Here is a 24,550-nt window from a genome sequence, read left to right on the forward strand (position 1 = left end):
TGTGATTATGTTTTGTGTGCAATGTGAACAAACCATCCGTACCCCGGCAGGCAACGGCTGCTCTTACGCGCAGGGTATGTGCGGCAAAACCGCAGAAACGTCCGATCTTCAGGATCTGCTGATTGCGGCGCTGCAAGGCTTGTCCGCCTGGGCGTTTAAAGCCCGCGAGTATGGCATTGTCGATCACTATGTCGACAGCTTTGCGCCGCGCGCATTTTTCTCCACGCTGACTAACGTTAACTTCGATTCTCCACGCATTGTGGGCTATGCCCGCGAAGCGATTGCCCTGCGTGAAGCCCTGAAAGCGCAGTGCCTGAATGCCGACGCCAGTGCCCGCGTGGACAACCCGATGGCGGAGCTACAGCTGGTGAGCGACGACCTGGGCGAGCTACAGCGCCAGGCCGCAGAATTCACCCCAAATAAAGACAAAGCGGCGATTGGCGAGAACATCCTCGGCCTGCGTCTGCTGTGCCTGTACGGCCTGAAAGGTGCTGCGGCCTACATGGAGCACGCGCACGTTCTCGGTCAGTACGACAACGCTATTTACGCCCAGTACCACAAAATCATGGCCTGGCTGGGCACCTGGCCTTCCGATATGAATGCCCTGCTTGAGTGTTCAATGGAAATCGGCCAGATGAACTTCAGAGTGATGAGCATTCTGGATGCCGGTGAAACCAGCACCTACGGTCACCCAACGCCGACGCAGGTCAACGTCAAAGCGACCGAAGGCAAATGCATCCTGATCTCCGGCCATGACCTGAAAGATCTCTACAACCTGCTGAAGCAGACCGAAGGCACCGGCGTGAACGTTTATACCCACGGCGAAATGCTGCCCGCGCACGGCTACCCGGAGTTGCGTAAATTTAAACATCTGATCGGTAACTACGGCAGCGGCTGGCAAAACCAGCAGGTTGAATTTGCCCGCTTCCCTGGCCCGATTGTGATGACCTCTAACTGCATCATCGACCCGACCGTCGGCGCGTATGACGACCGTATCTGGACCCGCAGCATCGTCGGCTGGCCGGGCGTGAGCCACCTTGAAGGCGACGATTTCGGTCCGGTTATCGCTCAGGCGCAGCAGATGGCAGGCTTCCCGTACAGCGAAATTCCGCACCTGATCACCGTTGGTTTTGGTCGTGAAACCCTGCTCGGTGCCGCAGATTCCCTGATTGACCTCGTCAGCCGTGAAAAACTACGCCACATCTTCCTGATCGGCGGCTGTGACGGCGCGCGCGGGGAACGTAACTACTTCACCGATTTTGCCACCCGCGTGCCGGAAGACTGCCTGATCCTGACCCTGGCCTGCGGTAAGTACCGTTTCAACAAGCTGGACTTCGGCGACATCGAAGGTCTGCCGCGCCTGGTGGATGCCGGTCAGTGTAACGATGCGTATTCCGCCATCATTCTGGCGGTCACGCTGGCAGAGAAACTGGGCTGCGGCGTGAACGATCTGCCGCTCTCGCTGGTGCTCTCCTGGTTCGAGCAGAAAGCGATCGTGATCCTGCTCACCCTGCTCTCGCTCGGTGTGACCAACATTGTCACCGGGCCGACCGCGCCAGGCTTCCTGACGCCGGATCTGCTGGCCGTGCTGAACGAGAAATTTGGTCTGCGTTCCGTGACCAATGTTGAAGATGATATGAAGCAACTGCTGAGTGCGTAAGGAGTAATTCATGACCATGCCAACCTCACAATGTCCGTGGCGGATGCAGGTTCATCACATCCATCAGGAGACGCCGGATGTGTGGACGCTGTCGCTGCTGTGCCATGACTACTACCCGTACCGCGCAGGCCAGTATGCGCTGGTCAGCATACGCAATTCGGCGGATACGCTGCGCGCCTACACGATCTCCTCCACGCCGGGCGTGAGCGAATATATTACGCTCACCGTCCGTCGGATTGATGACGGCGCAGGCTCCCGGTGGCTGACCCGGGACGTGAAGCGCGGGGATTACCTCTGGCTGTCTGACGCGCAGGGCGAGTTTACCTGTGACGACAAGCCGGAAGATAAATTCCTGCTGCTGGCGGCGGGTTGTGGCGTGACGCCGATTATGTCGATGCGTCGCTGGCTGGCGAAAAACCGTCCGCAGGCCGACGTGCAGGTCATCTTCAGCGTACGTTCCCCGGAAGATGTCATTTTTGCTGAAGAATGGCGCAACTATCCGGTAACGCTGGTCGCGGAAAATAATGCCACGCATGGCTTTGTCGCGGGCCGTCTGAGCCGTGAACTGCTGCAAAGCGTACCGGATATTGCGAACCGCACCGTGATGACCTGCGGCCCGGCGCCATACATGGAGATCGTGGAGAAAGAAGTGAAAGCGCTCGGCGTGACGCGCTTTTTCAAAGAGCAGTTTTTCACACCGGTCGCGGAAGCGGCGACCAGCGGGATGAAGTTCACGAAGCTGCAACCGACGCAGACCTTCTTTGGCCGCGTGGGCACCACGCTGCTTGAAGCGCTGGAAAGCAACAACGTACCGGTGGTGGCGGCCTGTCGTGCCGGGGTGTGCGGTTGCTGTAAGACCAAAGTGGTTTCCGGTGAATATACGGTCACCAGCACCATGACGCTGACCGACGCCGAAATTGCAGAGGGTTATGTGCTGGCGTGTTCATGCCATCCACAGGGCGATCTTGTTCTGGCATAAACTGTCGCTGTTCTTCCGCAGGCCCGGTAAGCGTCAGCGCTACCGGGCTTTTTTGCCCGTGCAGGCCAGCTCATTTGCCTTTCGAACCCCTGTAGGCCCGGTAAGCGTCAGCGCCACCGGGCTTTTTTGCCCGTGCAGGCCAGCTCAATTGCCTTTCGAACCCCTGTAGGTCCGGTAAGCGTCAGCGCCACCGGGCTTTTTTGCCGGGTGGCACTACGTTTACCCGGCCTACGTTGAGCCTACTGCCTGTACGACAGTGAACTTATTTAAGGACTCACTATGCAAGACATTTCATTTCTAAGCTGCCTGTACGGCAGTGAACGAAAGCCATTAGTTCAGAGAGCGATGGCGTGTTTTCTAAGCTGCCTGTACGGCAGTGAACGCAGGTTGTCGAGCCACTCCGCCTCGGCCTCCTTTCTAAGCTGCCTGTACGGCAGTGAACCTTCTTGTTGTTAATGTCGGTCTTAACCATCATTTCTAAGCTGCCTGTACGGCAGTGAACCATAACAATCTACACCTATCACCTTGTCAGATAAAGAATTCCCCTAAAAATCTCTCAAAAACCCTTTTTTACCACTTACCATTCAGCACAATAAAATCAACCACTTAAAACCCACCAATAAAAAAGGGTCCGCGGTCCCCTTCCTGCATTCCAGCATCCAGCATTCACTTCCACGCCGGGCCTTTCCCCAGCGCAAACCGCACAGCCCCTGAAAACGCCAGCATCAACCCGCCGACGGCAAGGGGTAAAAAGAGTTTGCCAAAATCGTCGTGCTATAGCTTTTCATTAATAGCGTTCAAAAAACACATAACCCGTTGAAATGATATCTGTTTTCATCCAGTCGATGACCAGATCATGCTGAATAATCGCGCAGAAAACCACTTTTAACTGATGGGTATTGAGCAGGCAATACAGTCACTTTCTTCTAAGCTTGTAAGCGATATCACATAAAGGAGATGGACAACCATGAAACAAACCGTGGCTGCATACATAGCGAAAACCCTTGAGCAGGCTGGCGTAAAGCGTATCTGGGGCGTCACCGGCGATTCCCTGAACGGACTCAGCGATAGCCTCAACAAGATGAAGACCATTGAATGGATGCCCACCCGCCATGAAGAGGTCGCCGCCTTCGCCGCAGGTGCCGAAGCGCAGCTTACGGGCGAACTCGCCGTCTGTGCGGGATCCTGTGGACCAGGAAACCTGCATCTCATCAACGGCCTGTTCGACTGCCACCGCAACCACGTGCCGGTGCTGGCGATTGCGGCTCACATTCCGTCATCCGAAATCGGTAGCGGCTATTTTCAGGAGACACATCCGCAGGAGCTGTTCCGTGAATGCAGCCACTATTGCGAGCTGGTGTCGTCGCCGGAGCAGATCCCGCAGGTGCTGGCGATAGCCATGCGTAAAGCGGTCCTGAATCGCGGCGTTTCGGTGGTTGTACTGCCAGGAGACGTGGCGCTGAAGGCCGCCCCTGAAACCGCCACCACCCACTGGTACTCTGCGCCACAGCCAACCATTACCCCTGCCGATGAAGAGCTGAAAAAGCTGGCGCAACTGCTGCGATACTCCAGCAATATCGCCCTGATGTGCGGCAGCGGATGCGCTGGCGCACATACAGAATTGGTAGAATTTGCCGGCAAGCTGAAAGCGCCAATTGTTCACGCCCTGCGCGGGAAAGAGCACGTTGAGTACGATAACCCGTACGACGTCGGCATGACCGGGCTGATCGGTTTTTCCAGCGGCTTCCATACCATGATGAACGCCGATACGCTGATCCTGCTCGGCACCCAGTTCCCGTACCGCGCGTTCTACCCGACGGATGCCAAAATTATCCAGATCGACATTAACCCCGGCAGCATTGGCGCGCACAGCAAGGTGGATATGGCGCTTATCGGCGATATTAAATCCACCCTCGCCGCCCTGCTGCCGCTGCTGGAAGAAAAAACGGACCGCAAATTCCTCGATAAAGCCCTGAGCGACTATCGTGATGCGCGCAAGGGGCTGGACGATCTCGCCAAACCGAGCGATAAAGCCATCCACCCGCAGTATCTGGCGCAGCAGATCAGCCACTTCGCCGACGACGATGCCATCTTCACCTGCGACGTGGGCACCCCCACCGTCTGGGCCGCACGCTATCTGAAAATGAACGGCAAACGTCGCCTGCTTGGGTCGTTCAACCATGGCTCGATGGCCAACGCCATGCCCCAGGCGCTGGGCGCAAAAGCGACGGCACCGGAACGTCAGGTGGTGGCGATGTGCGGCGACGGCGGGTTCAGTATGCTGATGGGAGATTTCCTGTCAGTGGCGCAGATGAAGCTGCCGTTGAAAATCGTGGTCTTTAACAACAGCGTACTGGGCTTCGTGGCGATGGAGATGAAGGCCGGGGGCTACCTCACGGACGGCACCGAGCTGCATGACACCAACTTCGCCCGCATCGCCGAGGCCTGCGGCATCACCGGCATTCGGGTAGAGAAAGCCTCCGAGGTGGACGACGCCCTGCAACGCGCCTTCGCCATCGACGGCCCGGTGCTGGTGGACGTGGTGGTCGCCAAAGAAGAGCTGGCGATCCCGCCTCAAATCAAGCTGGAACAGGCCAAAGGTTTTAGCCTCTACATGCTGCGCGCTATCATCAGCGGGCGCGGTGATGAAGTGATCGAACTGGCAAAAACCAACTGGCTCAGGTAAAACATTTCACAAGACCTCTTAAATTAAAGGGATGTGAAATGATTGATTTACGTAGTGATACCGTTACCCGTCCGGGCCGTGCCATGCTCGAAGAGATGATGGCCGCCCCGGTCGGGGACGACGTCTACGGCGATGACCCGACGGTCAACGAACTCCAGCGTTATGCGGCAGAACTGAGCGGTAAAGAAGCCGCCCTGTTCCTGCCCACTGGCACGCAGGCTAACCTGGTGGCGCTGCTCAGCCACTGCGAGCGCGGCGAAGAGTATATCGTCGGCCAGGGGGCGCATAACTACCTGTACGAAGCTGGCGGTGCGGCGGTGCTCGGCAGCATCCAGCCACAGCCGATTGATGCCGCGCCGGACGGCTCCCTGCCGCTGGATAAAGTCGCGGCAAAAATCAAAGCCGACGATATTCACTTCGCCCGCACCAAACTGCTCAGCCTCGAAAACACCCATAACGGTAAAGTCCTGCCGCGCGAATACCTCAAGGCCGCATGGGACTTTACCCGCGAGCGCAAGCTCGGCCTGCACGTTGACGGCGCACGAATCTTTAACGCCGTGGTGGAGTATGGCTGCGAGCTGAAAGAGATCACCCAATATTGCGACTCGTTCACCATTTGCCTTTCTAAAGGTCTGGGTACGCCGGTGGGCTCTCTGCTGGTGGGCAATGCGGACTACATCAGGCGCGCCAACCGCTGGCGTAAAATGACCGGCGGCGGCATGCGTCAGGCGGGTATTCTGGCGGCTGCCGGACTCTACGCCCTGAAAAATAACGTGTCTCGCCTGAAAGACGATCACGACAATGCGGCGTGGATGGCAACGCAGTTGCGTGAAATCGGCGCTGATGTCATGCGTCACGACACTAACATGCTGTTTGTGCGCGTGGGAGACGAGCATGCTGCCGCGCTGGGCGAATTTATGAAGGCCCGTGGCGTGCTGATCAACGCCTCCCCGGTCGTGCGACTGGTGATGCATCTTGACGTTAACCGTGAGCAGTTGACCGAGGTGGTGAAACACTGGCAGGCGTTTTTACAGCGTTAAGGAGCATAGCGTGCCGCAACGTATTCTGGTGCTCGGCGCCAGCGGGTATATCGGTCAGCATCTGACCACGGCGTTAAGCCAGCAGGGGCACCAGGTGCTGGCAGCGGCACGCAACACTGAGCGCCTGCAAAAGCGACATTTGCCTGGCGTGACCTGTCACAACGTTGACCTTAACTGGCCGAAGGAGCTTCCTGCGCTGCTCGAAGGGGTCGATACGCTTTACTATCTTGTTCACAGCATGGGCGAAGGCGGCGATTTTATCGCCCACGAGCGTCAGGTGGCGATGAACGTCCGCGATGCGTTGCTGCAAACGCCGGTGAAGCAGGTGATCTTCTTAAGCTCGCTCCAGGCGCCTGAACACGAGCAGTCCGACCATCTGCGGGCCCGCCAGCTGACGGCCGACACATTGCGCAGCGCTAATATACCCGTTACCGAACTGCGGGCGGGGATCATCGTCGGCGCGGGTTCCGCCGCGTTCGAAGTGATGCGCGATATGGTCTACAACCTGCCAGTGCTGACGCCCCCGCGCTGGGTACGCTCGCGCACCACGCCGATTGCGCTGGAGAATTTACTCCACTATCTGGTGGCATTGCTGGATCACCCGGCGGAGCAGCATCGCGTGCTGGAAGCCGCTGGCCCTGAAGTGCTGAGCTACCAGGCGCAGTTCGAACATTTTATGCGGGTCAGCGGGCGCCGCCGCTGGCTTATCCCCGTCCCCTTCCCAACCCGCTGGATTTCAGTGTGGTTTTTGAATGTGATCACCTCGGTTCCCCCGACGACCGCCAAAGCGCTGATCCAGGGGCTGAAGCACGATCTGCTGGCGGACGATCGCGCGCTGCGTACGCTGATCCCTCAGGAACTGATCCGCTTCGACGACGCGGTACGCAACACGCTCAAAGAGGAAGAGAAGCTGGTCAACTCCAGCGACTGGGGCTACGACGCGCAGGCCTTTGCCCGCTGGCGGCCCGAGTACGGCTATTACCCGAAACAGGCGGGCTGCACGGTAAAAACCTCTGCCAGCCTTCACGCGCTGTGGGAGGTGGTGAACCAGATCGGCGGCAAAGAACGCTATTTCTTCGGCAATATCCTCTGGCAAACGCGCGGCGCGCTGGATCTGCTGGTCGGTCACCGGCTGGCAAAAGGTCGCCCGGCGCATCCGTACCTTCAGGTGGGCGATGCTGTTGATAGCTGGAAGGTGATTATTGTCGAGCCAGAAAAACAGCTGGCGCTGCTGTTTGGCATGAAAGCACCGGGGTTAGGTCGGCTTTGCTTTACGCTGAAGGACAAAGGCGACCATCGTGAACTGGACGTTCGGGCATGGTGGCATCCGCACGGAATGCCGGGTCTGTTTTACTGGTTGCTGATGATCCCGGCACACCTGTTTATCTTCCGCGGAATGGCGAAACGGATTGCGCAACTGGCAGAACAAAAGCAGGAAGGTAAGTAAATAAAACGCTTTTTCTTTCACCTTTCCCATTGCAACACATCGTAATTCACGAAAGAATGCGCACGAAATTCTTTTCAACACAGTGGATTGTTATGAAGGTACTGGTTACCGGGGCGACCAGCGGCTTAGGCCGAAATGCGGTCGAGTTTCTGCGCAACAAGGGCATCAGCGTGAGGGCCACCGGTCGCAATGAGGCGATGGGTAAACTCCTGCAAAAAATGGGCGCTGAATTTGTCCATGCCGATCTGACGGAGCTGGTCTCCTCGCAGGCGAAGGTGATGCTCGCCGGTATCGACACGCTGTGGCACTGCTCCAGTTTTACCTCCCCGTGGGGCACGCAGGAAGCCTTCGACCTCGCCAACGTGCGCGCTACGCGTCGTCTGGGCGAATGGGCCGTTGCCTGGGGCGTGCGTAACTTTATTCATATCTCCTCCCCGTCGCTCTATTTCGACTATCACCACCATCGTGATATTCAGGAAGATTTCCGCCCGGCACGCTTTGCCTGTGAGTTTGCCCGCAGTAAAGCGGCGGGCGAAGAGGTGATTGACCTGCTGGCGCAGTCAAACCCGCACACCCGCTTTACCGTGCTGCGTCCGCAGAGCCTGTTCGGGCCGCACGACAAGGTATTTATTCCGCGGCTTGCGCAGATGATGCACCACTACGGCAGCGTGCTCTTACCGCGCGGCGGCGATGCGCTGGTGGACATGACCTATTACGAAAATGCCGTTCACGCCATGTGGCTGGCGAGCCAGCCGGACTGCGATAAGCTGGTGTCGGGGCGCGCGTATAACATCACCAACGGCGAACCCTGTACCCTGCGCAGCATTGTGCAAAGACTGATTGACGAGTTAAAGATCGACTGTCGGATCCGTTCCGTTCCCTACCCGATGCTGGATATGATCGCCCGCAGCATGGAGCGCTTTGGCAGTAAATCCGCCAAAGAGCCTGCGCTGACGCACTACGGCGTGTCGAAGCTCAACTTTGATTTTACGCTGGATATTTCGCGCGCGGAAAACGAGCTGGGGTATAAGCCGATTGTTTCGCTGGATGAAGGCATTGTGCGTACGGCGGCGTGGTTACGCGATCACGGGAAGCTTCATCGCTAGCGTTTTTGCCTGGTGGTGTCACCGTACTGTTCCCTCGCCCCTCCGGGGAGAGGGTTAGGGTGAGGGGAAAGTGCAAATACTAAAACGGCAACCCGAGGGTTGCCGTTTCGCTTTTACAGAGCCGTCCAGGCTTCAGCCCAGGCCAGGCCTGCGCCCGGTTCATAGTACGCTGGCGCGTTGTTACACCAGCCGCTGTACGGGAACGGTTTGCACTGGAACAGTTTACCGTGGTTATTCACGATATCACCCGCGTTGTACTTGCTGTTCGCACTCCACGCAGGATAAGACGTGTCGCCTTCGGATGGCGTTGACGCCTTCGCCTTAACGTTCAGCAGGTAAGAGGTGGTGCTGCTCAGCTCGCCATCGCTGACGGTCAGGCTAACTTCATACTGCTGCGCCGTTGCAGACTCAGGTGCCGCGAAGGTCACGACCGCTTTGTCCTGACCGGTAACAGTCTGACCGTCCTGTGAACGCCAGGTATAAGTCAGTTTGTTGCCGTCTGGATCGGTAGAACCTTCCGCGCTCAGAGAAACCTGCGCACCCGCTTCCACTGCGCCGATCGGACCCGCAATCTGCGCAACCGGTGCGTGGTTTACCGCAACCGGTTCAACCGGGGTTTCGTCCGGTACAGGCGCTGGCGCCGGTGCTGGCGTTTCATCTTCGGACGGTGCCGGTGCTGGCGTTGGCGTTACCGGGGTTTCGTCCGGCGTTACGGCAGAACCGTCGTCGTTAACGATGTTCACGTTATAGAATTTCTGTACACACTTGGTGTAGTCACCGTCTTTGAATGCGCTGAACGGCGTCTGGTAGCCCACCAGCTGGCAAGAGTAAGTCTTACCGTCCGGCGTATCTGCGCTCCATCCCCAGTCCTGTTCCCAGTAAATCTTCAGGGCGCCAGCGCCACCTTCGTCGAACTGTTTCATGTTGGCGCAACCCAACACTTCGTTCGCCGGAACAGGCACTTTCAGGTAGTTCGCGAACTCTTTGTAGTACTTGATACGGTTCTGAGACTGTGCAATTTCAGTCGGGCCGCCGCACTCAACGCCGCCGTTGATGATCTGGGTGGTCACACCGAAGCCCGGGACCAGACCGTTGGCTTTATCGCGATCGTTCGGCTGCCACGTGCCGTCGATAACCTGCAACATGCTTGGTTTTGGCGGCTGTGGATAGGCGAAGAAGAAGATCGCACTCGCCAGGTTCAGCCAGGTGTCCGCTACCAGCTCAGGTTTGTCGAGCAGGGTGCGCACGTCGCCGTACATCGCTTCAGAGAATGGACCGTAGTTGTAGTTGTAAGACAGCTGCTTCGCACCGCGACCAAAGTAGCTCAGGAAGTCACCGTCTTTATCTTTACCGCAAGGCCAGGTCTGACCCTGCCAGACGTCCGGGTTACATTCGCCGTTATAGCCGCCCTTCTGCCCTTCGCTCCAGCCCATTTCACGCACGTGCACCAGCGCCTGACGCCATTCGGCTTCCGGACGCCAGCTTTCGTGGCCGCCGGTTTCCTGGGCAAAGTGAGCAAACATGGTTGCCAGCTCTTTGCGGCAGATCGCGTCGCTGTCGCGACCGTCGTTATAGGTTTTACACAGCGCAGGGAATTTACCTACTGCTTTCAGGAAGTTGCTGTAGGTGTATGCCTGAGCACGCAGCGGGAAGAGATATTCCCAGTCGCTGGCTTTCACGATCCCTTCAACGCGTTTTACGTTTTCCGGGTTCGCCGCGCGGCCTGGCTCAATCAGTTCGACCTGGGCGTTATCCAGCGTCTGAATGGTCTCTTTAACCGAAGCCATCAGAGGGAAATCCGTCAATTCCTTCTCTTTCTTCGCCAGATCGCTGGCTTTGATGGTGTACGGCTCACTGCTGGTTTCCTTCAGATTTGCAGCCTGGGCCATTAATGGCGCCACGCAGGCTCCGGCAATGAGTACACTCAGTAACGTCCTTTTGTTCATATCAATATTCCTGTTCGTATCAAATTAAATGTTAAAAAACCGGTTTAGGTATTATTCCGTTAATACATAAACCACATTCAGCTGTTTTCTCTTTTCGAAGAACACCTTCAGGAATTCTTCAAAAATAAAAAACGTTAATAACGTGCTGCTAATTTCAGTTGCTGGTATTTGGTCCAGACCTTACGGGCATATTTCATTCGCTGCGGATAATTTTCTTTTTTCAATCCGGCGTTATAGGCACCCACGGCCTCCCAGTTATAGCCATATACCTTGATCATGCCGGAGAGGATTGAAGCGCCCACCATGATGGACGTACACGGCTCCGTCATTAACCGGTATTCGTCGATACCTCTGCTTTCCAGCGCCGTAAAATGCGAACTGTTGATTTGCATCAGCCCGACATCCCGCGTGCCATCGCGGTTTTGCCCAACCGCATACGGGTTCATTCCGGATTCCACATTCGCTATCGCGTACAGTAAATAGGGATCGACATGATAATAATGCGCCGCTTTATCCCAACAGTTTGCCAGTGCACTTTGGCTTATTATCAATAACAACAAAATCAATTTTTTCATTTTTACCTGCTGACAGTTTCGGTTATTTCTCCTTAGCAACATCCTGTAAAATGAATTTTGAATAACTCCCCCCCTTTAGGAGGGGGAGTTATTAATGGGTTAGATTATTTGCAGTCTGTTGAAGGACCTTCTTTCACCCATACGTCGCTGTTAGCTGGGTTATCACCGCTGGTCCACCATTTCGCACGGTAAACATTACCTTCGTAAGTGGTGGTATCGCCGCCGTTATAAACCATGTCAGAACGCCAGTTCATCTTCACGTTGCTGACCAGTTCCCAGGCATCCACACCGAAGCCAGGCTGGTTGCCCTGCGTCCAGTACTTCGCTTTCCACACCAGATGGTCGAAGCTTACGGTATCGCCATTGTTGTAGATCTTGCTTGCATCCCACGCAGCATATTTGCTGGCGTTAGCATCGACAGGTGCGTCGCAGCTGTTCGTTGCAGAGCCTTCGTCAGATGGCGGAGTCACGTCATCAGCCGGAGGAGTTACGTCGTCAGCTGGTGGGGTCACGTCATCAGCCGGTGGCGTTACGTCAGCCGGTTTCGGATTCACGGTAACCTGCACGTTAGACTGCACGCTGGTTTTACCATCGCCGACCACTACGCTCAGGGTATAGGTAGAGGTAGAAGTCACGTCTGGTGCAGTAATGCTCACGTTCGCGGTATCAGTACCGGTGGCGTGCATGTCTGCTGGTACGCTCCAGGCGTAGGTCAGCGCGTCACCGTCAGGATCGGCAGCCTGTGCATGCAGAGAATAGGTTTCACCCGCCTGAAGCGTTACCGCTTCCATCGCGTTCACAACCGGCGCCTGGTTCGCTTTCGGCGCTTTGTTCACAACCTGCACATCAATCGCGTTGCTCAGGCCTTTCGCATCCGTTACCGTCAGACGGAACGTCATGGTCTGGTCGGTCGTCGCGGCCGCTACGTTGAAGGTCGCTTTCGCTTTGGTGCTGTTGTTGATGGTGACAGACGGACCAGAAACCTGAGTCCATTTGTAGGTAATCGCATCGCCATCAGGATCGCTGGAAGCAGAACCATCGAGCGTGACGGTTGCCGGGCCAGAAACGTTCTGATCCGCAGATGAAGCGATTGGCGCATGGTTAGTCACCACCGGATCAACCGGAGTAGAACCGCCCAGCAGGCTTTCGTTCATCGCGTTCAGGATGTCGCCGGTGTCAGAATCGATAGACCATGCGAACAGGCCGCCCAGTTTATTCGCCAGAACATACTTACCTTTCGCCGTGGTTGAACGCGCATCTTCATACGTGATCAGGTCGCCGGTAGTTTTGTTGAAGACGTAAGGGGCTTCCGCGTCCGCGTCGTAGCCGTATTCCCAGCCTGGTTTGCCTTTGTATTCGTTGACGATCTGACGATAGTCAACCACGCCTGGTTCCCAGGTCCCTTTCACCATACCGGTCGCAGTACCAGTGAATGGATTGTTACCGGTGTAGCCATGTACGCCGGTCCAGCCGCGGCCATACATGCCCGCACCCACCACGATCTTGCCTGGCTGTACACCCTGGGAAAGCAGCGCGTTAACGCCATTTTCAGTGGTGTAGTCAGTGTCCGGACGCCATGCTGGCGCACGCAGCGCAGCCTGGTGGCCCAGAACGGTGTTGCTCCAGCCGCCGTAGAAGTCGTAGCTCATCAGGAAGATGTGGTCGAGGTACTGCTGAGCGGCAGTGTAATCCACGTCTTCGATCTTATCGCGACCTGCACCGATGGCGCTGGTCAGTTCATAGGTACGGCCCGTCTGTGCAGACAGCTCGTTCAGCATGGTGCGCAGGTCGTGCATCAGTGCGGTATAGGTGGCTTTATCCTGCTGCGGGTTGCCCAGGTTTTCGCTCACACCGCCGCCGCCTGGGAATTCCCAGTCGATATCCACGCCGTCAAAGAATTTCCAGGTCTGGAGGAACTCTTTCACAGACGAGACAAAGCGTGCACGGATAGCCGGGTCGCCCATGTGGAAGAACGGATCGGAAAGCGTCCAGCCGCCGATAGATGGCAGCACTTTCAGGTCAGGATGTGCTTTTTTCAGCGCCATCAGCTGGCCAAAGTTACCTTTGTACGGGTCGTCCCAGTTGGAGACGCCAGCCTGTGGTTTTTGCAGCGCAGCCCATGGGTCGTGGATCGCCACGGTATAGTCAGGACGGCCCTTACAGTCGTTCTGAAGCACGCGGAAGCTGTTGCCGCCTTCAATGGTTTTCAGGCCGTCGTTAATGCCGTCACCGCCACAGATTGGAATGAAGCCGTACAGAATGTGGTTGAGGTTAGCCGCAGGAATTTTATCAACCGGGAAGTTACGATCGTAAACGCCCCATTCCGGGAAATAGGCTGCAACCACTTTATCGGTGTGCTTCGCGAAAGCCTTGTTGTTTTCCTGCATGGTGGTGTTCAGCGGCAGCAGGTGGCTACCGTCGGTGTCAGCCACGATAATCAGCTTGCTGGCGCTTTTCGCACAGCCGCTGGCGTTACAGACTTCAACCTGCTCCTGATAACGTCCACCTTTTTTCACTTTGAACGTTGCTGAGCCGGTCGCGCCGCCAGCGCCGGTCCAGACGGTCTGTCCGTCCAGCAGCACTTTTGCTGAGGTTGGCGCATCGCCACTCCAGACGTTCCACTCAACTTTTACATCCACGCCATCGTTATGCACTTTGACAAGATTGTTATAATCCTGAGCAGCCTGATCCACTTCCACCAGGGCAAATTTGTCATTGCCATAGCCGATCGTCGGTGCACCCGGCGCTGCTGCAAATGCAGAGCTGGTTGCCGCCGCAATAAAGAGCGCCAGATATTTTGGCTTCATAAATTTCATTTTTATTTCCTGATAAATTTATTCGTAACGTAATAACCCATGTCTCTCCGTGAGATCATGGATGCATTTCGCGTAGTGCGTATTTAACCAACCTGAGTGCCGTGAACAAAAATAGATTTTTTTGCTGCGTTGTATTCCTCCATTAAAAGATACAAGCCCAATTCCGTGTAGCTTATATCCCTTACGATACACTGAGCGCAAAGAGACGTCCTTCTCTTCCACCATCAAAAAGATTTATAAAAAATCTTGACCTGTATATTTAAAATGTGAAAGTAAGCTGCTGACTAATAAACACCACTATTCCAGCAAAGGCGAGGTAGGGTCCGAAAGAAATAGTGAGGTTATTTTTATTTAAATTATTTGCGGCGAAATATCCGACAATACCGCTTAACGCTGCCGCCAGTTCAATGGAGGGTAATGCCTGCCAGCCGCACCAGGCACCCAGCGCGGCCAGTAGCTTAAAATCACCGTAACCCAGACCTTCGCGCCCGGCCATCAGCCGAAAAGCCCAGTAGAGCAGCCAGAGCGACAGATAGCCCGACACGGCGCCGAACAGGGCGTCGCGTAGCGGCAACGTATGGTCAAACGCATGGAGCACTAACCCCGCCCACAGCAGCGGCTGGGTCAGGCAGTCCGGAAGCAGCTGGTGCTGCCAGTCGATCATGGCCAGCGGCAGTAAAAACGCCGCCAGCAGCCATAAGGAAAACAGCGACTGAAGGTCTGGCATAACCCAGGCCGTGACGCCGCAAAACAGCGCGGAGAAAAGTTCGACCAAAAATATCCGCAGTGGGATAGCCGTACCGCACTGGTGACAGCGTCCGCGCAATAAAAGCCAGCTGACCAGCGGGATATTTTCCCACGCCGCTAGCGTGTGCTTACACACGGGGCAGTGCGAGGCCGGAAAAAGCAGATTGCCGCTCCCCTCCACCTCCATCACCATCCCCGGGACACGCTCGGCCACGACGCCTAGAAAACTGCCTGCAATCCCCCCCAGAATCGCACTCATTATCGGGAAACCCAGCGGACAGGTATCCCACATCAGCACGACGGTATTCATGCGGATTTGGACCAGGTAAGCTCCACCTGCGCTTTAACATCGCTGAGATGATCCACCGGCGTAAGATTCATTTTCTGTAATCTGACGCCGGAGGTCTGATTAATTTCGCGCAGCCAGCTTTTTAATTCATAAACGTTAACGCGATTCACGACAAAGGATAATGTTTGTCCCTCCTGGCGCACATCCGTCAGCGAGAGATTAATTTCATGGGCGCTGTTCTCTACCACCGTGCGTGGATTATCCGTTTTGACTAACTGAACCTGAAGATGATTTTTATCAATTTCACTGCGCATCCAGTTAAGCGTCTCTTTTTGTCTTTTTAGCGTTGATTTACTATTTTGAATCATATTATCCAAGGGAATTACTCCTGCGTAATACACCGCAGCCCCGAAAATGGCGACGGCACATAGTTTTAAAATCACTTTTTCCCGGGCGCTATAATTCTGATAGCGCGATTTCAACTGCGCGATTCGCTCTTTCATTTATGTTTCCCTGCGATCATGGCGGTATAGGGTTCGGTTGTTGAAACAGGCTGTAAGGAAAAATCAAAATTCTCACTGGTCTGATTAACAAACGCCTGTAGCGCGGGCTGATTTTGCGCACTGACGCTCAGGGTCAGCCGGTTTTGCTGTGCATCGTATTCCAGCAGATCGATTTCCATCGCCGGAACGGCCTGCCTGGCGCTCTCCAGCTCTTCCAGCTGAAGGAAGATCCCTTTGCTCTGTTTCTTCAGGTTTTGACCAAAGTGATATTTGATGTTGGTCTGCTGGCGCATGCTGGGGAAATGGTGCTGATACACCTGGACGATCTCCTCCTGCAACTGGTTTTCCTGCTGCACCAGCATCCAGGCCATTGCGATACGCGGCCCCAGTAGCAGGCCGACTGACAGCAGGCCCGCCGTCGCCATTGCCACCTTCATGCTTTTCGCGGCCCGGCCATTACTGGCCTTTGGGCTGAACTCACTGTGCAACATATTGACGCGACAGCTTTGCCACTGCGGCTGAATCAGCACCAGCGGGTGTTGCCAGGCGTACTGGACATCCACGTTAACGCCTGCGGGGGCATCGCCGTAGCAACAGACTTCCCCTTCCCCTGTTTTCTGCATGAGCAGCGGCAGCAGGCTCGCCTCCATTTCACCGGCCACGTGGGGCGAAAAGCGCAGCCAGTAGCTCCCCTCCTGCGCCACCAGCGTACTGCCGCCTGCGGTCACGGGCAGCAGCCAGGCATCAGGCAGGGCCTGAATCACCTTTAATCCGGCGTCCTGACAGCGGGCCAACGCCGCACGCAGGCGATCGGCATCCATCGCCACGGCATCGACCTCGGCCCCTTTTTTATGCAGCACCGTCCAGTGCAGATTGTCCACGTCACCGATCAGCGTCTCCTCCGCCATCCACGAGAAGGCCATCGCCTGAGAAGCCACTTTTTTCGGCAGCGTGAAATGCCGGAAGATCATGTCGCTGGCGGGAAGCAGTAAACAGACGCGCGCAGCCAGCGGGTGATCCGCCAGCGCCTCCAGGGTGTCGAGCACCTCAACGCGTTCACTGCCGGACTCACACCACATTATTTTCCCGCCCTCGCGGCTGTCGGGACGAACAAAAAGCACCTGTTTCATAACGTTCTACTTTTCTTATTCAATCATTCGGTAACGACGCTGCCACGTCACGATCTCACCGGCTTCGTTATTGACCTGAAGCTGGCTGACCACGCGAAGCGTTAATTCATCGGTATTGCCGCTGTAATTGACGCGGAAGTACCGGCTGTTTAGAGAAAATTGATCGGCCACCTGCGGGAGATCGTCTTTTAACTGCGGGAAGGTCTGCTCCAGCGCTTTGCTGAACGCTTCCAGATTTTCCCAGCCCGATTCCGGACGCGAATCCAGCAGGCGAACGGCGTCATCCCGCGTGAGTTTTCCCGGGAACATGGCCGCCAGCACGGCAGCCTGTTCCGGTTGCAGGGTGTTGACATCAACCTTGCTGGCGGCGTCCGGCAGGGCGCACAACAGCTTGCTCACCTTCGGATAGGCCGCCACCGGGAACGCGGGCAGCCGTTTGATCTCCGCGATGTTGCGCATCATCTGGTTTGCTGGCTGCCGCGCGGGCACGACGCCAGCCCACGCATCGCTCTCGGCCCCCTCTTTCGCCGTTGTGCTGTCGCCGTCGAGATAATCCACCAGCTGGAAATAGACCTCCTCCGCCGTGCTCTGGCTGAGGCCGCTCTCCGTCAGCAGTTGCTCAATAATTTGCGCTTTACGCGGTTTTTCTGGCACGGCGGGGGCGCTTTGCCCCTGGGGTGCGGCGTCGGCGGTCAACAGGTTATTGACGTTGAAGCAGTCCTGCGCGTCTTCCACCTGGCTCACAACCGTGTAGTCTTCCCCTCGCGTCTCCAGCGGCTGATGCCAGTCACCATCCAGAGAGAGCGGCTTACTCTCGCCGCTGGCGTCGGTCTGTAGCCGATCTTTCACCACTTTCTCCTGGGCCAGCATCGCCCAGCGCAGCTGCTGCTGGCTGACCTGATAATGGGTTTTCTGCAAATTACGGCAGAACTGCTGGCTGATTTTGGCGGCCAGCGCTGACATCATTACCAGCAAAATCAGCACCACCAGCAGGGCGACACCTTTTTGTTTATGGATCCGGCTCATGGTTTGGCCTCCGGCGCAGGAGCGGCTTCCGGTGCAGGGGCGGCTTCCGGGGTCGTCGCAGGCGCGTCAGCGGCCTTCTCCGGCGCTGCGGCAGCGGCCATCTCCGGCATGTCACCCGGCGTGGTAAACACCCAGCGCCAGGTATCACCGTTTTCCATCGTCAACGTCACCTCCACGCCGTCCGGCAGATGGGCGGCGTCGCTCCAGCTTTTCAGCCATCCCTGACGGTAAAAACGCCATTGCAGGGATTTCACCTCGCTGATAATCGGCACTTCGTCAGGCTTAGCGTCTGCCGGGCCGTCAATCACCGGCCAGACGTCGCGATACAGACGCCCCTCTTCCAGCCGCCAGCGCACGCGCTCCAGTTGAACCGTTCCGCTCACCCCGTTCAGGGTGGTCAGTTCAAGGGCATCCCCCTCCTGACGAAATATCTCCGGCTCGTTACGCGGGGCGCGGGCCTGAAGCTGGAAAAAATCGCGCTCCATCAGGCTCCAGGCGCGCTGAAGCTGGTTGAGCTTTGCGGCGCTGGCATCGGTGGCCGAACTGGTGCGCATCGCGCCGTCCAGAATTTGCCAGGCCAGGGTGCTGATCACCGCGAAGATGGTCAGGGCAATCATGATCTCCAGCAGGGTAAATCCGCGCTGGCGTCGCGTATTTTTCACTTGCTCTCTCCCGGCGGAATGATGTGCAGCGAAATAACCGGCTGGCTGTCGTCGCCTTCCGCATAGACGCGAATGGCGTTTGCCCAGCCGTTGTCGGCGGTTTTCACCCGCTGCTTGCGCCAGTTCCAGCTGCGTCCGCCCATGATTTCCGTTCCCTGCTGCTCGGCATCCGGGAAGTCGGTTTTCGTGAGCTGCGCTTCCGCCAGCTGGTTTTCCGCCACCCAGCTGGCCTGAAGCGTGTCGGCCAGACCGTGGGTAAAGCGCACGTTCAGGGAGACCGAGTTCATCAGCGCCAGCGCAGCGGTGGAGAAGATCACCAGGGCGACCATCACCTCCAGCAGCGTCATTCCCTTTTGCTTTTTGTTGCCGTTAGCCATCGTTTTCTACCGATACCGGGGCCGCGCCCTGCGACACCACGCGGAAATGGTGCTGTTTGTCATAACTTTGCAGCGTCAGGGTGAAGCGGCTGATTTCACCGTCCGGTAAAAAAATCACCTGCGGCTCGGACGCTACCGTGGCGGCCAGGCGCTGCGGCGAGAGCGAAACGTGCATCTCTTCCGGGAAATCGCCTTTGGTGGTAATCCGTCCCGCGGATAACGGCACCCAGTGACGTTCGCCGTTTTTATCAGCGAGCGTCACCAGCTGATATTTATCGGTGGTGATCACCAGCCCGACGATATTTCCGTCCATCACCGCGCGGTCTGAACCATAATCAACGAGCGCTTTCAATTGCTGGCCAAATATATCCGCACCGCTGCGCGAAGGTATTGTTGACACCACCATCATGGCGCAACTGGCAAATATCACCAGCGCCAGAATAATTTCCAGCAACGTAAAGCCGCGTTGATTTTTCATTATTTCTCTTTCTTATCCAGAGACCAGTTTGTAATATCATCGGCGGTATTGGCTTCACCGTCCGGACCGGCTGAGAAAACGTCTACCGCGCCGTGTTCGCCTGGGCTGACCAGAATATAATCACCGCCCCACGGATCCTGCGGCAGGCGACGGATATAGCCGTCTGCACGGTAGCCGTTCGGGATTGGCGCGATTTCAGGCTTGGTCACCAGCGCCTGCAAACCCTGCTCGGTAGTCGGGTAGCGGTGGTTGTCCAGCTTATACATGTCCAGCGAGCCTTCGAGCGCGACAATATCGCTGGTTGCTTTTTGCTCGTCCGCTTTCTCTTTATTTCCCATTAAGTTTGGCACCACCATACTCGCCAGGACGCCGAGAATAACAATAACCACCATTAATTCGAGCAATGTGAAGCCCGCCTGGCGAGCCAGGTTTTTACGTTTTAAAGCCATGATTTAACCTACCATATTATTAAGTTGCAGAAGCGGTTGTAATATTGACAGTACGATGAATAAAACAATCGTTGCCATGGATACCACCAGCGCCGGTTCAAAGACCGACAGCGTTAATGTAATTCGATGCTGTAATGCCGATTCCTGGTTTTCCGCCGCGCGGTCCATTAAATTACCTAATTCCCCGCTCTCTTCCCCGGAGGCAATCATATACAGCATGGTCGGCGGGAATAATTTCGCCTGTTCAAGCGCCGCATACAGCGAGGCCCCCTGGCGCACGGTGTCGGCGGCCTGCTCCAGCACCTGCCGGGCATAGAGGTTTTCGATACCGTCCATCGCGATATACATCCCCTCCAGCAGCGGCACGCTACTGGCCTGCAAAATGCTCAGGGTACGGATATAGCGGGCGCTGTTGATGGCGCAGACCAGTTTTTTGATCGGCGAGCCGTTTACCAGCCAGCTGTGCCAGCGAAAACGGTTTTTGGCATTCCTCAGCCAGGTTTTGAAGCCGATAAAGCCGCCCCCCAGAATGCCCACAATATAAATGCCCCAGGCTTGCAGGAAATCACTCACCGCAATCAGCGTCCGGGTGGTGATCGGCAGTTGCTGCTTCATATGGGTGAACTGCTCGATCACCTGCGGCACCACCGCCACCAGCAGGATGCTGATAACCGCGATGGCAACAACGGTGAGGGTGATCGGGTAGACCATCGCCTGCGTCAGCTTGCTTTTCATCTTCTGGCGCTGCTCGTTGTACTCCGCCAGCTTCTCCAGCACATCGCCCAGATGACCGGTCTTTTCACCCGCCATCACCAGCGTGCAGTAGAGCTTGTCGAAGGTGCGCGGGAACTGGCTGAAGGCGTCGAACAGCGTATGCCCCTCGACCACCTTCTCGCGGATCTCCACCACCATCGCCGCCAGCTTTTTGTCTTCCGTCTGCTTCGAGATCGCCTTCAGCGCGCTCTCCAGCGGCAGGGCCGCATTCACCAGCGTGGAAAGCTGACGGGTAAACATCGACAGCACCGGCGTGGAGAGCTTTGCGCCGGTTTTCGCTTTTCCGGCCGTCGCCGCCTCGCGGGTTTCGGTGATGCTGACGGGCATGAGCTTTTGCTCGCGCAACATCTGGCGAACCTGCTTCTGCCCCTCGGCCTGTAGCGTCCCGCGCTGGGTTTTCCCCGCGGTATCCGTCGCCGTCCAGGCGTAGAAAGCCATTACGCATCCCCCCCACGCTCGGCGGTGACGCGCATCACCTCTTCCAGCGAGGTCACGCCGCTAATCACCTTCAGCAGCCCGTTTTCACGCAGGCTGTAGGCCTGCTTAAAGAGCTGCGTTTCGATAGACATTTCGTCTTTATCTTCATGAATGGCGCGGCGCATGGTGCTGTCCACCACCAGGAATTCATGAATACCGGCGCGGCCCTGATAGCCGCTCTGGCGGCAGTGTTCGCATCCCACCGCGCGGTAAATGGCTTTTGGCGGCGCGTCCATAAAGCTGAACAGCGCTTTTTCATTTGCATCCAGCGGACTGGTGGTCCGGCAGTGCGTACACAGCCGACGCACCAGACGCTGGGCAATGACACCGAGCAACGATGAACCAATTAAAAAGGACTCCAGCCCCATGTCCCGCAGACGGGTTATCGCCCCTGCGGCACTGTTGGTGTGCAGCGTAGACATGACCAGGTGACCGGTAAGCGACGCCTGCACCGCGATCTGCGCGGTTTCACCGTCACGAATTTCCCCGATCATCACCACGTCCGGGTCCTGACGCAGAATGGCGCGCAGCCCGCGGGCAAAGGTCATGTCCACGCGCGGGTTAACCTGCGTCTGCCCCACCCCTTCCAGCTCGTATTCAATCGGGTCTTCAACGGTCAGGATGTTGCGTTCGTGGCCGTTCAGCGCCGAAAGAATGGCGTACAGGGTGGTACTTTTACCGGAACCTGTCGGTCCGGTGACCAGGATAATGCCGTGAGGGCGGTCAATCAGCCCCTTTAATTTCTCCAGTTCTTCGTCGATCAGCCCGAGCTTGTTGATGTCGGGCTTCAGGTTACTTTTGTCGAGCAGACGCATGACCACGCGCTCGCCGTACTGAGACGGAATGGTCGAGACGCGCACGTCGATGGCCTTGCGACCGATGCGCAGGGAGATACGACCATCCTGCGGCAGTCGTTTTTCAGCGATGTCCAGCTTCGACATGACCTTGATACGCGACACCAGCAGCGGCGCGAGCTTACGCGCCGGTTGCAGTACCGGACGCAGCACGCCGTCGACGCGAAAGCGAATGCTCAGCGTGCGTTCGAAGGTTTCGATATGGATATCCGACGCGCCGTCTTTTACCGCCTCGCCGAGAATGGCGTTGATCAGGCGGATCACCGGCGAGTTTTCGTCGTTATCGAGCAGATCTTCGTTATCCGGGATCTCCTCGGTTAACGCCATCAGATCGATATCCGCGTCCATGTCATCCACCAGCTGCTGCGACACGCCGCTGCTCTGCTGCCAGATCTTCGCCAGCATCTCGTCAAAGGCTTCCGGCGTCAGGGTGACCGGGACGAACGCGCGTCCCAGCACCCGGCGCACTTCCAGCAGTGCAAACGCCGGGGTGTCATCACGGATATAGACGTCATTGTTATAAAATAAAACGCCGTTATCTTTTGCGTAGCTGCTGCTACACAGAGTTTTACTCAGTTCGTCCACGTTGCCCCTCCGCCTTATTCTTTAAACGGATTGCGCGTCGCGCTGGTTTTCACCGGTGCGGCGCTGGTGCTGGCGGAAGGAAACGCGGGCAGAACAGGGCCTTCCTCCGGTTCAACAATGCCTAGTTTTTTCTCCTCCGCACGCTGCATCTGGCGTACGCGGATCTGGTCATATTTCTCTTTCGACGCCGCGCTGTAGTTGTCATCGTCACGCAGGACGGTGGTATGGATAAACACCATCAGGTTGCGTTTAGAGGTATCCTGCGAGGTGTAACGGAACAGCTGTCCGACCAGCGGAATATCACCCAGCAGCGGCACTTTAGAGACGGACTGTTTGGTGACGTTCTCCATCAGACCGCCGAGTACTACCGTCTGGCCACTGTGCACCATCACTTCGTTATTGATCGTGCGCGTGTTGAACGTCGGGCCGAGGCTGGCGTCTTCCGTCGCGTTGTTATCGACGCTGGACACTTCCTGCTCAATTTTCAGGTGGATCATGTCGCCATCATTGATTTGCGGCACAATTTTCAGCTTGGTACCGACCGTTTTACGCTCAACGGAGTTAAACACGTTGTCGCCACTGGTGGTCTGCGACCCGGAAAGCACCGGCACGTCCTGACCCACGTTGAACGACGCTTCTTTGTTATCCAGCGTGACCACGCTTGGCGTGGAGAGAATGTCGTTTTTGCCGTTGGTCGAGAGCGCGGTCATCAGCATGCCGAAATCACCGTTAAAGAAGCCGGTCGCCAGGCCAGTGAAACTCGTCCCCTTCATGGTGCCATTTTTGATCTGGCTGATTGGCAGGTCAGTTGCGCCGAACTGTACGCCACCGTGCTTGCTCGTCCACTGCACGCCAAGATCCATACCGTTGCCGTCCTGCACTTCAGCAATGATCGCTTCCACCAGCACCTGCGGACGGCGAATATCCAGCTTGTCGATCACCTTCTCAAGGGAGTTCATCACGTTAGGCTGCGCGGTGATCACCAGAGCGTTGGTTGACTCGTCGGCGGTAATATTCAGATCCGTGGAGGCGCTCGCGGTTTTCGCTTTGGCGGTGCCCGGCTTGTCTTTCAGCTGCTCGCCAATCCCGGTGAGCACTGGCACCACTTTGGTGGCGCTGGCGTATTTGAGGTAGAAGACGCGGGTGTTCCCCTCGTTATTCTGTTCACGATCCAGCTGGTGGATAAGCGAACGGGTACGCGCGCGCGCATCTTCCGGGCCGCTGATCACCAGGCTGTTGGTTTCGTCGTCGGCCACCACTTTGGTGGCCAGCTGCGGCGCGTTCTGCCCTTTCTGCTCCTCGTTGCTGAGGTTGTTCAGCATTTCTGCAAGCTCTTTGGCAGAGGCAAAGCGCAGCGGCACAATTTCGCGCCGCTGGATACCGTTGTTATCCACGCGCTGCACCAGATCCACCAGACGGTTAACCACCGAGGCTTTCCCGGTTAACAGCAGCACGTTCGACGGCTCGAAGTGGACCACGTTGCCAATGCCTGTCGCATCGTTAAGCTGACGCAGCAGCGGGGCCAGCTCGCGCACCGGGACGTTTTCCATGCGCACCACGCGGGTGATGATCTCGTCACCTTTGCCCGGGTTTTTGCTGTCTGCCAGCGGCGCACCGGCGGTGCGGGCTACGCTTGAGCGCACCACTTTCACCATACCGTTGTCCATTGGGATGACCGACAGACCGTACAGATCCAGCACGCTCAGGAAGAACTGGTAATATTCGTCTTCCGTCAGCACGTTGTAGGTTCTGACCGAGACGGTTCCCTGAACGGACGGATCGACCAGTATGGTTTTGTTGAGATTGCGACCTACCGTATCGATAAACTCGCGAATATCAGTATTTTTAAAACTCGCGCTAAAGTTAGCTGCAAGCAGCGAACCTGAATATAACGACAATGCGGTCAGCGCCACGCACGCCCAAGGAAATTTCTTCATGTCTGTA

Annotated in this window: 20 protein-coding genes; 6 read left to right on the plus strand and 14 right to left on the minus strand. The window is 56.7% G+C overall.

The window, feature by feature from the left end; genetic code table 11:
- The first annotated feature begins 7 nt into the window (after positions 1-7).
- The 6 genes from hcp to BH712_RS06445 all read left to right on the plus strand — a co-directional run bounded on the left by hcp (position 8) and on the right by BH712_RS06445 (position 8,918).
- A complete protein-coding gene (hcp, locus tag BH712_RS06420) occupies positions 8-1,660 on the plus strand; it encodes a hydroxylamine reductase (RefSeq protein ID WP_006809415.1) in 1,653 nt (550 codons plus the stop codon).
- A gap of 10 nt (positions 1,661-1,670) precedes the next feature.
- On the plus strand, positions 1,671-2,639 hold the full coding sequence (gene hcr / locus BH712_RS06425) for an NADH oxidoreductase (RefSeq protein WP_006809416.1): 969 nt from the start codon (positions 1,671-1,673) through the stop codon (positions 2,637-2,639).
- A 967-nt stretch (positions 2,640-3,606) separates the two neighbouring features.
- Positions 3,607-5,325 carry a ubiquinone-dependent pyruvate dehydrogenase gene (gene poxB, locus BH712_RS06430; protein WP_006809418.1) on the plus strand — a complete coding sequence of 573 codons (1,719 nt, stop codon included), beginning with the start codon at positions 3,607-3,609 and terminating at the stop codon, positions 5,323-5,325.
- 38 nt (positions 5,326-5,363) lie between these two features.
- Positions 5,364-6,365 carry a low-specificity L-threonine aldolase gene (gene ltaE / locus BH712_RS06435; RefSeq protein WP_006809419.1) on the plus strand — a complete coding sequence of 334 codons (1,002 nt, stop codon included), beginning with the start codon at positions 5,364-5,366 and terminating at the stop codon, positions 6,363-6,365.
- A 10-nt stretch (positions 6,366-6,375) separates the two neighbouring features.
- Positions 6,376-7,812: an SDR family oxidoreductase gene (locus tag BH712_RS06440; RefSeq protein WP_006809420.1), complete on the plus strand. Its 1,437-nt coding sequence runs from the start codon at positions 6,376-6,378 to the stop codon at positions 7,810-7,812.
- A gap of 92 nt (positions 7,813-7,904) precedes the next feature.
- A complete protein-coding gene (locus tag BH712_RS06445) occupies positions 7,905-8,918 on the plus strand; it encodes an NAD-dependent epimerase/dehydratase family protein (RefSeq protein WP_032673746.1) in 1,014 nt (337 codons plus the stop codon).
- A gap of 113 nt (positions 8,919-9,031) precedes the next feature.
- On the opposite strand, the gene BH712_RS06450 is transcribed toward BH712_RS06445, so the two are convergent.
- The 14 genes from BH712_RS06450 to gspD all read right to left on the minus strand — a co-directional run bounded on the left by BH712_RS06450 (position 9,032) and on the right by gspD (position 24,543).
- The gene (locus BH712_RS06450) at positions 9,032-10,864 is read right to left on the minus strand and encodes a glycoside hydrolase family 19 protein (RefSeq protein ID WP_006809422.1); all 1,833 of its coding nucleotides are present in this window, start codon (positions 10,862-10,864) and stop codon (positions 9,032-9,034) included.
- Between the two features lie 134 nt (positions 10,865-10,998).
- Complete coding sequence (iagB, locus tag BH712_RS06455; protein ID WP_006809423.1) at positions 10,999-11,439, minus strand: type III secretion system invasion protein IagB; 441 nt, start codon at positions 11,437-11,439, stop codon at positions 10,999-11,001.
- A 104-nt stretch (positions 11,440-11,543) separates the two neighbouring features.
- Positions 11,544-14,255 (minus strand): glycosyl hydrolase family 18 protein, encoded by a 2,712-nt coding sequence (locus BH712_RS06460; protein WP_006809424.1) that lies wholly within the window; start codon positions 14,253-14,255, stop codon positions 11,544-11,546.
- A 259-nt stretch (positions 14,256-14,514) separates the two neighbouring features.
- Complete coding sequence (locus BH712_RS06465) at positions 14,515-15,312, minus strand: prepilin peptidase (protein ID WP_006809425.1); 798 nt, start codon at positions 15,310-15,312, stop codon at positions 14,515-14,517.
- Positions 15,309-15,794 carry a type II secretion system protein GspM gene (gene gspM, locus BH712_RS06470; RefSeq protein ID WP_000664395.1) on the minus strand — a complete coding sequence of 162 codons (486 nt, stop codon included), beginning with the start codon at positions 15,792-15,794 and terminating at the stop codon, positions 15,309-15,311. The genes BH712_RS06465 and gspM overlap by 4 nt, the downstream gene beginning before the upstream one ends.
- Positions 15,791-16,924 (minus strand): type II secretion system protein GspL, encoded by a 1,134-nt coding sequence (gspL, locus tag BH712_RS06475; RefSeq protein ID WP_000815757.1) that lies wholly within the window; start codon positions 16,922-16,924, stop codon positions 15,791-15,793. The genes gspM and gspL overlap by 4 nt, the downstream gene beginning before the upstream one ends.
- A gap of 15 nt (positions 16,925-16,939) precedes the next feature.
- Positions 16,940-17,950: a type II secretion system minor pseudopilin GspK gene (gene gspK, locus BH712_RS06480; protein ID WP_006809426.1), complete on the minus strand. Its 1,011-nt coding sequence runs from the start codon at positions 17,948-17,950 to the stop codon at positions 16,940-16,942.
- Positions 17,947-18,612, minus strand: a complete 666-nt coding sequence (gene gspJ / locus BH712_RS06485; RefSeq protein WP_006809427.1) for a type II secretion system minor pseudopilin GspJ — start codon at positions 18,610-18,612, stop codon at positions 17,947-17,949. The genes gspK and gspJ overlap by 4 nt, the downstream gene beginning before the upstream one ends.
- Positions 18,609-18,989, minus strand: a complete 381-nt coding sequence (gspI, locus tag BH712_RS06490) for a type II secretion system minor pseudopilin GspI (protein ID WP_006809428.1) — start codon at positions 18,987-18,989, stop codon at positions 18,609-18,611. Before gspI ends, gspJ begins: the two co-directional genes overlap by 4 nt.
- Positions 18,982-19,467 carry a type II secretion system minor pseudopilin GspH gene (gspH, locus tag BH712_RS06495; RefSeq protein WP_006809429.1) on the minus strand — a complete coding sequence of 162 codons (486 nt, stop codon included), beginning with the start codon at positions 19,465-19,467 and terminating at the stop codon, positions 18,982-18,984. The genes gspI and gspH overlap by 8 nt, the downstream gene beginning before the upstream one ends.
- Positions 19,467-19,916, minus strand: coding sequence for a type II secretion system major pseudopilin GspG (gspG, locus tag BH712_RS06500; protein WP_006809430.1), 450 nt, complete (start codon positions 19,914-19,916; stop codon positions 19,467-19,469). Before gspG ends, gspH begins: the two co-directional genes overlap by 1 nt.
- Positions 19,917-19,919: 3 nt before the next feature.
- Positions 19,920-21,128, minus strand: a complete 1,209-nt coding sequence (gspF, locus tag BH712_RS06505; protein ID WP_006809431.1) for a type II secretion system inner membrane protein GspF — start codon at positions 21,126-21,128, stop codon at positions 19,920-19,922.
- Complete coding sequence (gspE, locus tag BH712_RS06510; RefSeq protein ID WP_006809432.1) at positions 21,128-22,606, minus strand: type II secretion system ATPase GspE; 1,479 nt, start codon at positions 22,604-22,606, stop codon at positions 21,128-21,130. Before gspE ends, gspF begins: the two co-directional genes overlap by 1 nt.
- Positions 22,607-22,620: 14 nt before the next feature.
- Complete coding sequence (gene gspD / locus BH712_RS06515) at positions 22,621-24,543, minus strand: type II secretion system secretin GspD (protein WP_006809433.1); 1,923 nt, start codon at positions 24,541-24,543, stop codon at positions 22,621-22,623.
- Between the last annotated feature and the right edge of the window lie 7 nt (positions 24,544-24,550).

The sequence above is a fragment of the Enterobacter hormaechei ATCC 49162 genome, from assembly GCF_001875655.1.
GTDB lineage: Bacteria > Pseudomonadota > Gammaproteobacteria > Enterobacterales > Enterobacteriaceae > Enterobacter > Enterobacter hormaechei.

Excerpts from the sequence above, each read along its gene's own strand:
- gspD (WP_006809433.1), bottom strand. The coding sequence starts at position 24,543 with ATGAAGAAATTTCCTTGGGCGTGCGTGGCGCTGACCGCATTGTCGTTA.
- hcp (WP_006809415.1), top strand. The coding sequence starts at position 8 with ATGTTTTGTGTGCAATGTGAACAAACCATCCGTACCCCGGCAGGCAAC.
- gspM (WP_000664395.1), bottom strand. The coding sequence starts at position 15,794 with ATGAAAGAGCGAATCGCGCAGTTGAAATCGCGCTATCAGAATTATAGC.
- gspG (WP_006809430.1), bottom strand. The coding sequence starts at position 19,916 with ATGGCTTTAAAACGTAAAAACCTGGCTCGCCAGGCGGGCTTCACATTG.
- gspI (WP_006809428.1), bottom strand. The coding sequence starts at position 18,989 with ATGGCTAACGGCAACAAAAAGCAAAAGGGAATGACGCTGCTGGAGGTG.
- poxB (WP_006809418.1), top strand. The coding sequence starts at position 3,607 with ATGAAACAAACCGTGGCTGCATACATAGCGAAAACCCTTGAGCAGGCT.
- BH712_RS06445 (WP_032673746.1), top strand. The coding sequence starts at position 7,905 with ATGAAGGTACTGGTTACCGGGGCGACCAGCGGCTTAGGCCGAAATGCG.
- BH712_RS06460 (WP_006809424.1), bottom strand. The coding sequence starts at position 14,255 with ATGAAATTTATGAAGCCAAAATATCTGGCGCTCTTTATTGCGGCGGCA.
- gspH (WP_006809429.1), bottom strand. The coding sequence starts at position 19,467 with ATGAAAAATCAACGCGGCTTTACGTTGCTGGAAATTATTCTGGCGCTG.
- iagB (WP_006809423.1), bottom strand. The coding sequence starts at position 11,439 with ATGAAAAAATTGATTTTGTTGTTATTGATAATAAGCCAAAGTGCACTG.
- gspK (WP_006809426.1), bottom strand. The coding sequence starts at position 17,950 with ATGAGCCGGATCCATAAACAAAAAGGTGTCGCCCTGCTGGTGGTGCTG.
- gspL (WP_000815757.1), bottom strand. The coding sequence starts at position 16,924 with ATGAAACAGGTGCTTTTTGTTCGTCCCGACAGCCGCGAGGGCGGGAAA.
- gspF (WP_006809431.1), bottom strand. The coding sequence starts at position 21,128 with ATGGCTTTCTACGCCTGGACGGCGACGGATACCGCGGGGAAAACCCAG.
- BH712_RS06450 (WP_006809422.1), bottom strand. The coding sequence starts at position 10,864 with ATGAACAAAAGGACGTTACTGAGTGTACTCATTGCCGGAGCCTGCGTG.
- BH712_RS06465 (WP_006809425.1), bottom strand. The coding sequence starts at position 15,312 with ATGAATACCGTCGTGCTGATGTGGGATACCTGTCCGCTGGGTTTCCCG.
- hcr (WP_006809416.1), top strand. The coding sequence starts at position 1,671 with ATGACCATGCCAACCTCACAATGTCCGTGGCGGATGCAGGTTCATCAC.
- ltaE (WP_006809419.1), top strand. The coding sequence starts at position 5,364 with ATGATTGATTTACGTAGTGATACCGTTACCCGTCCGGGCCGTGCCATG.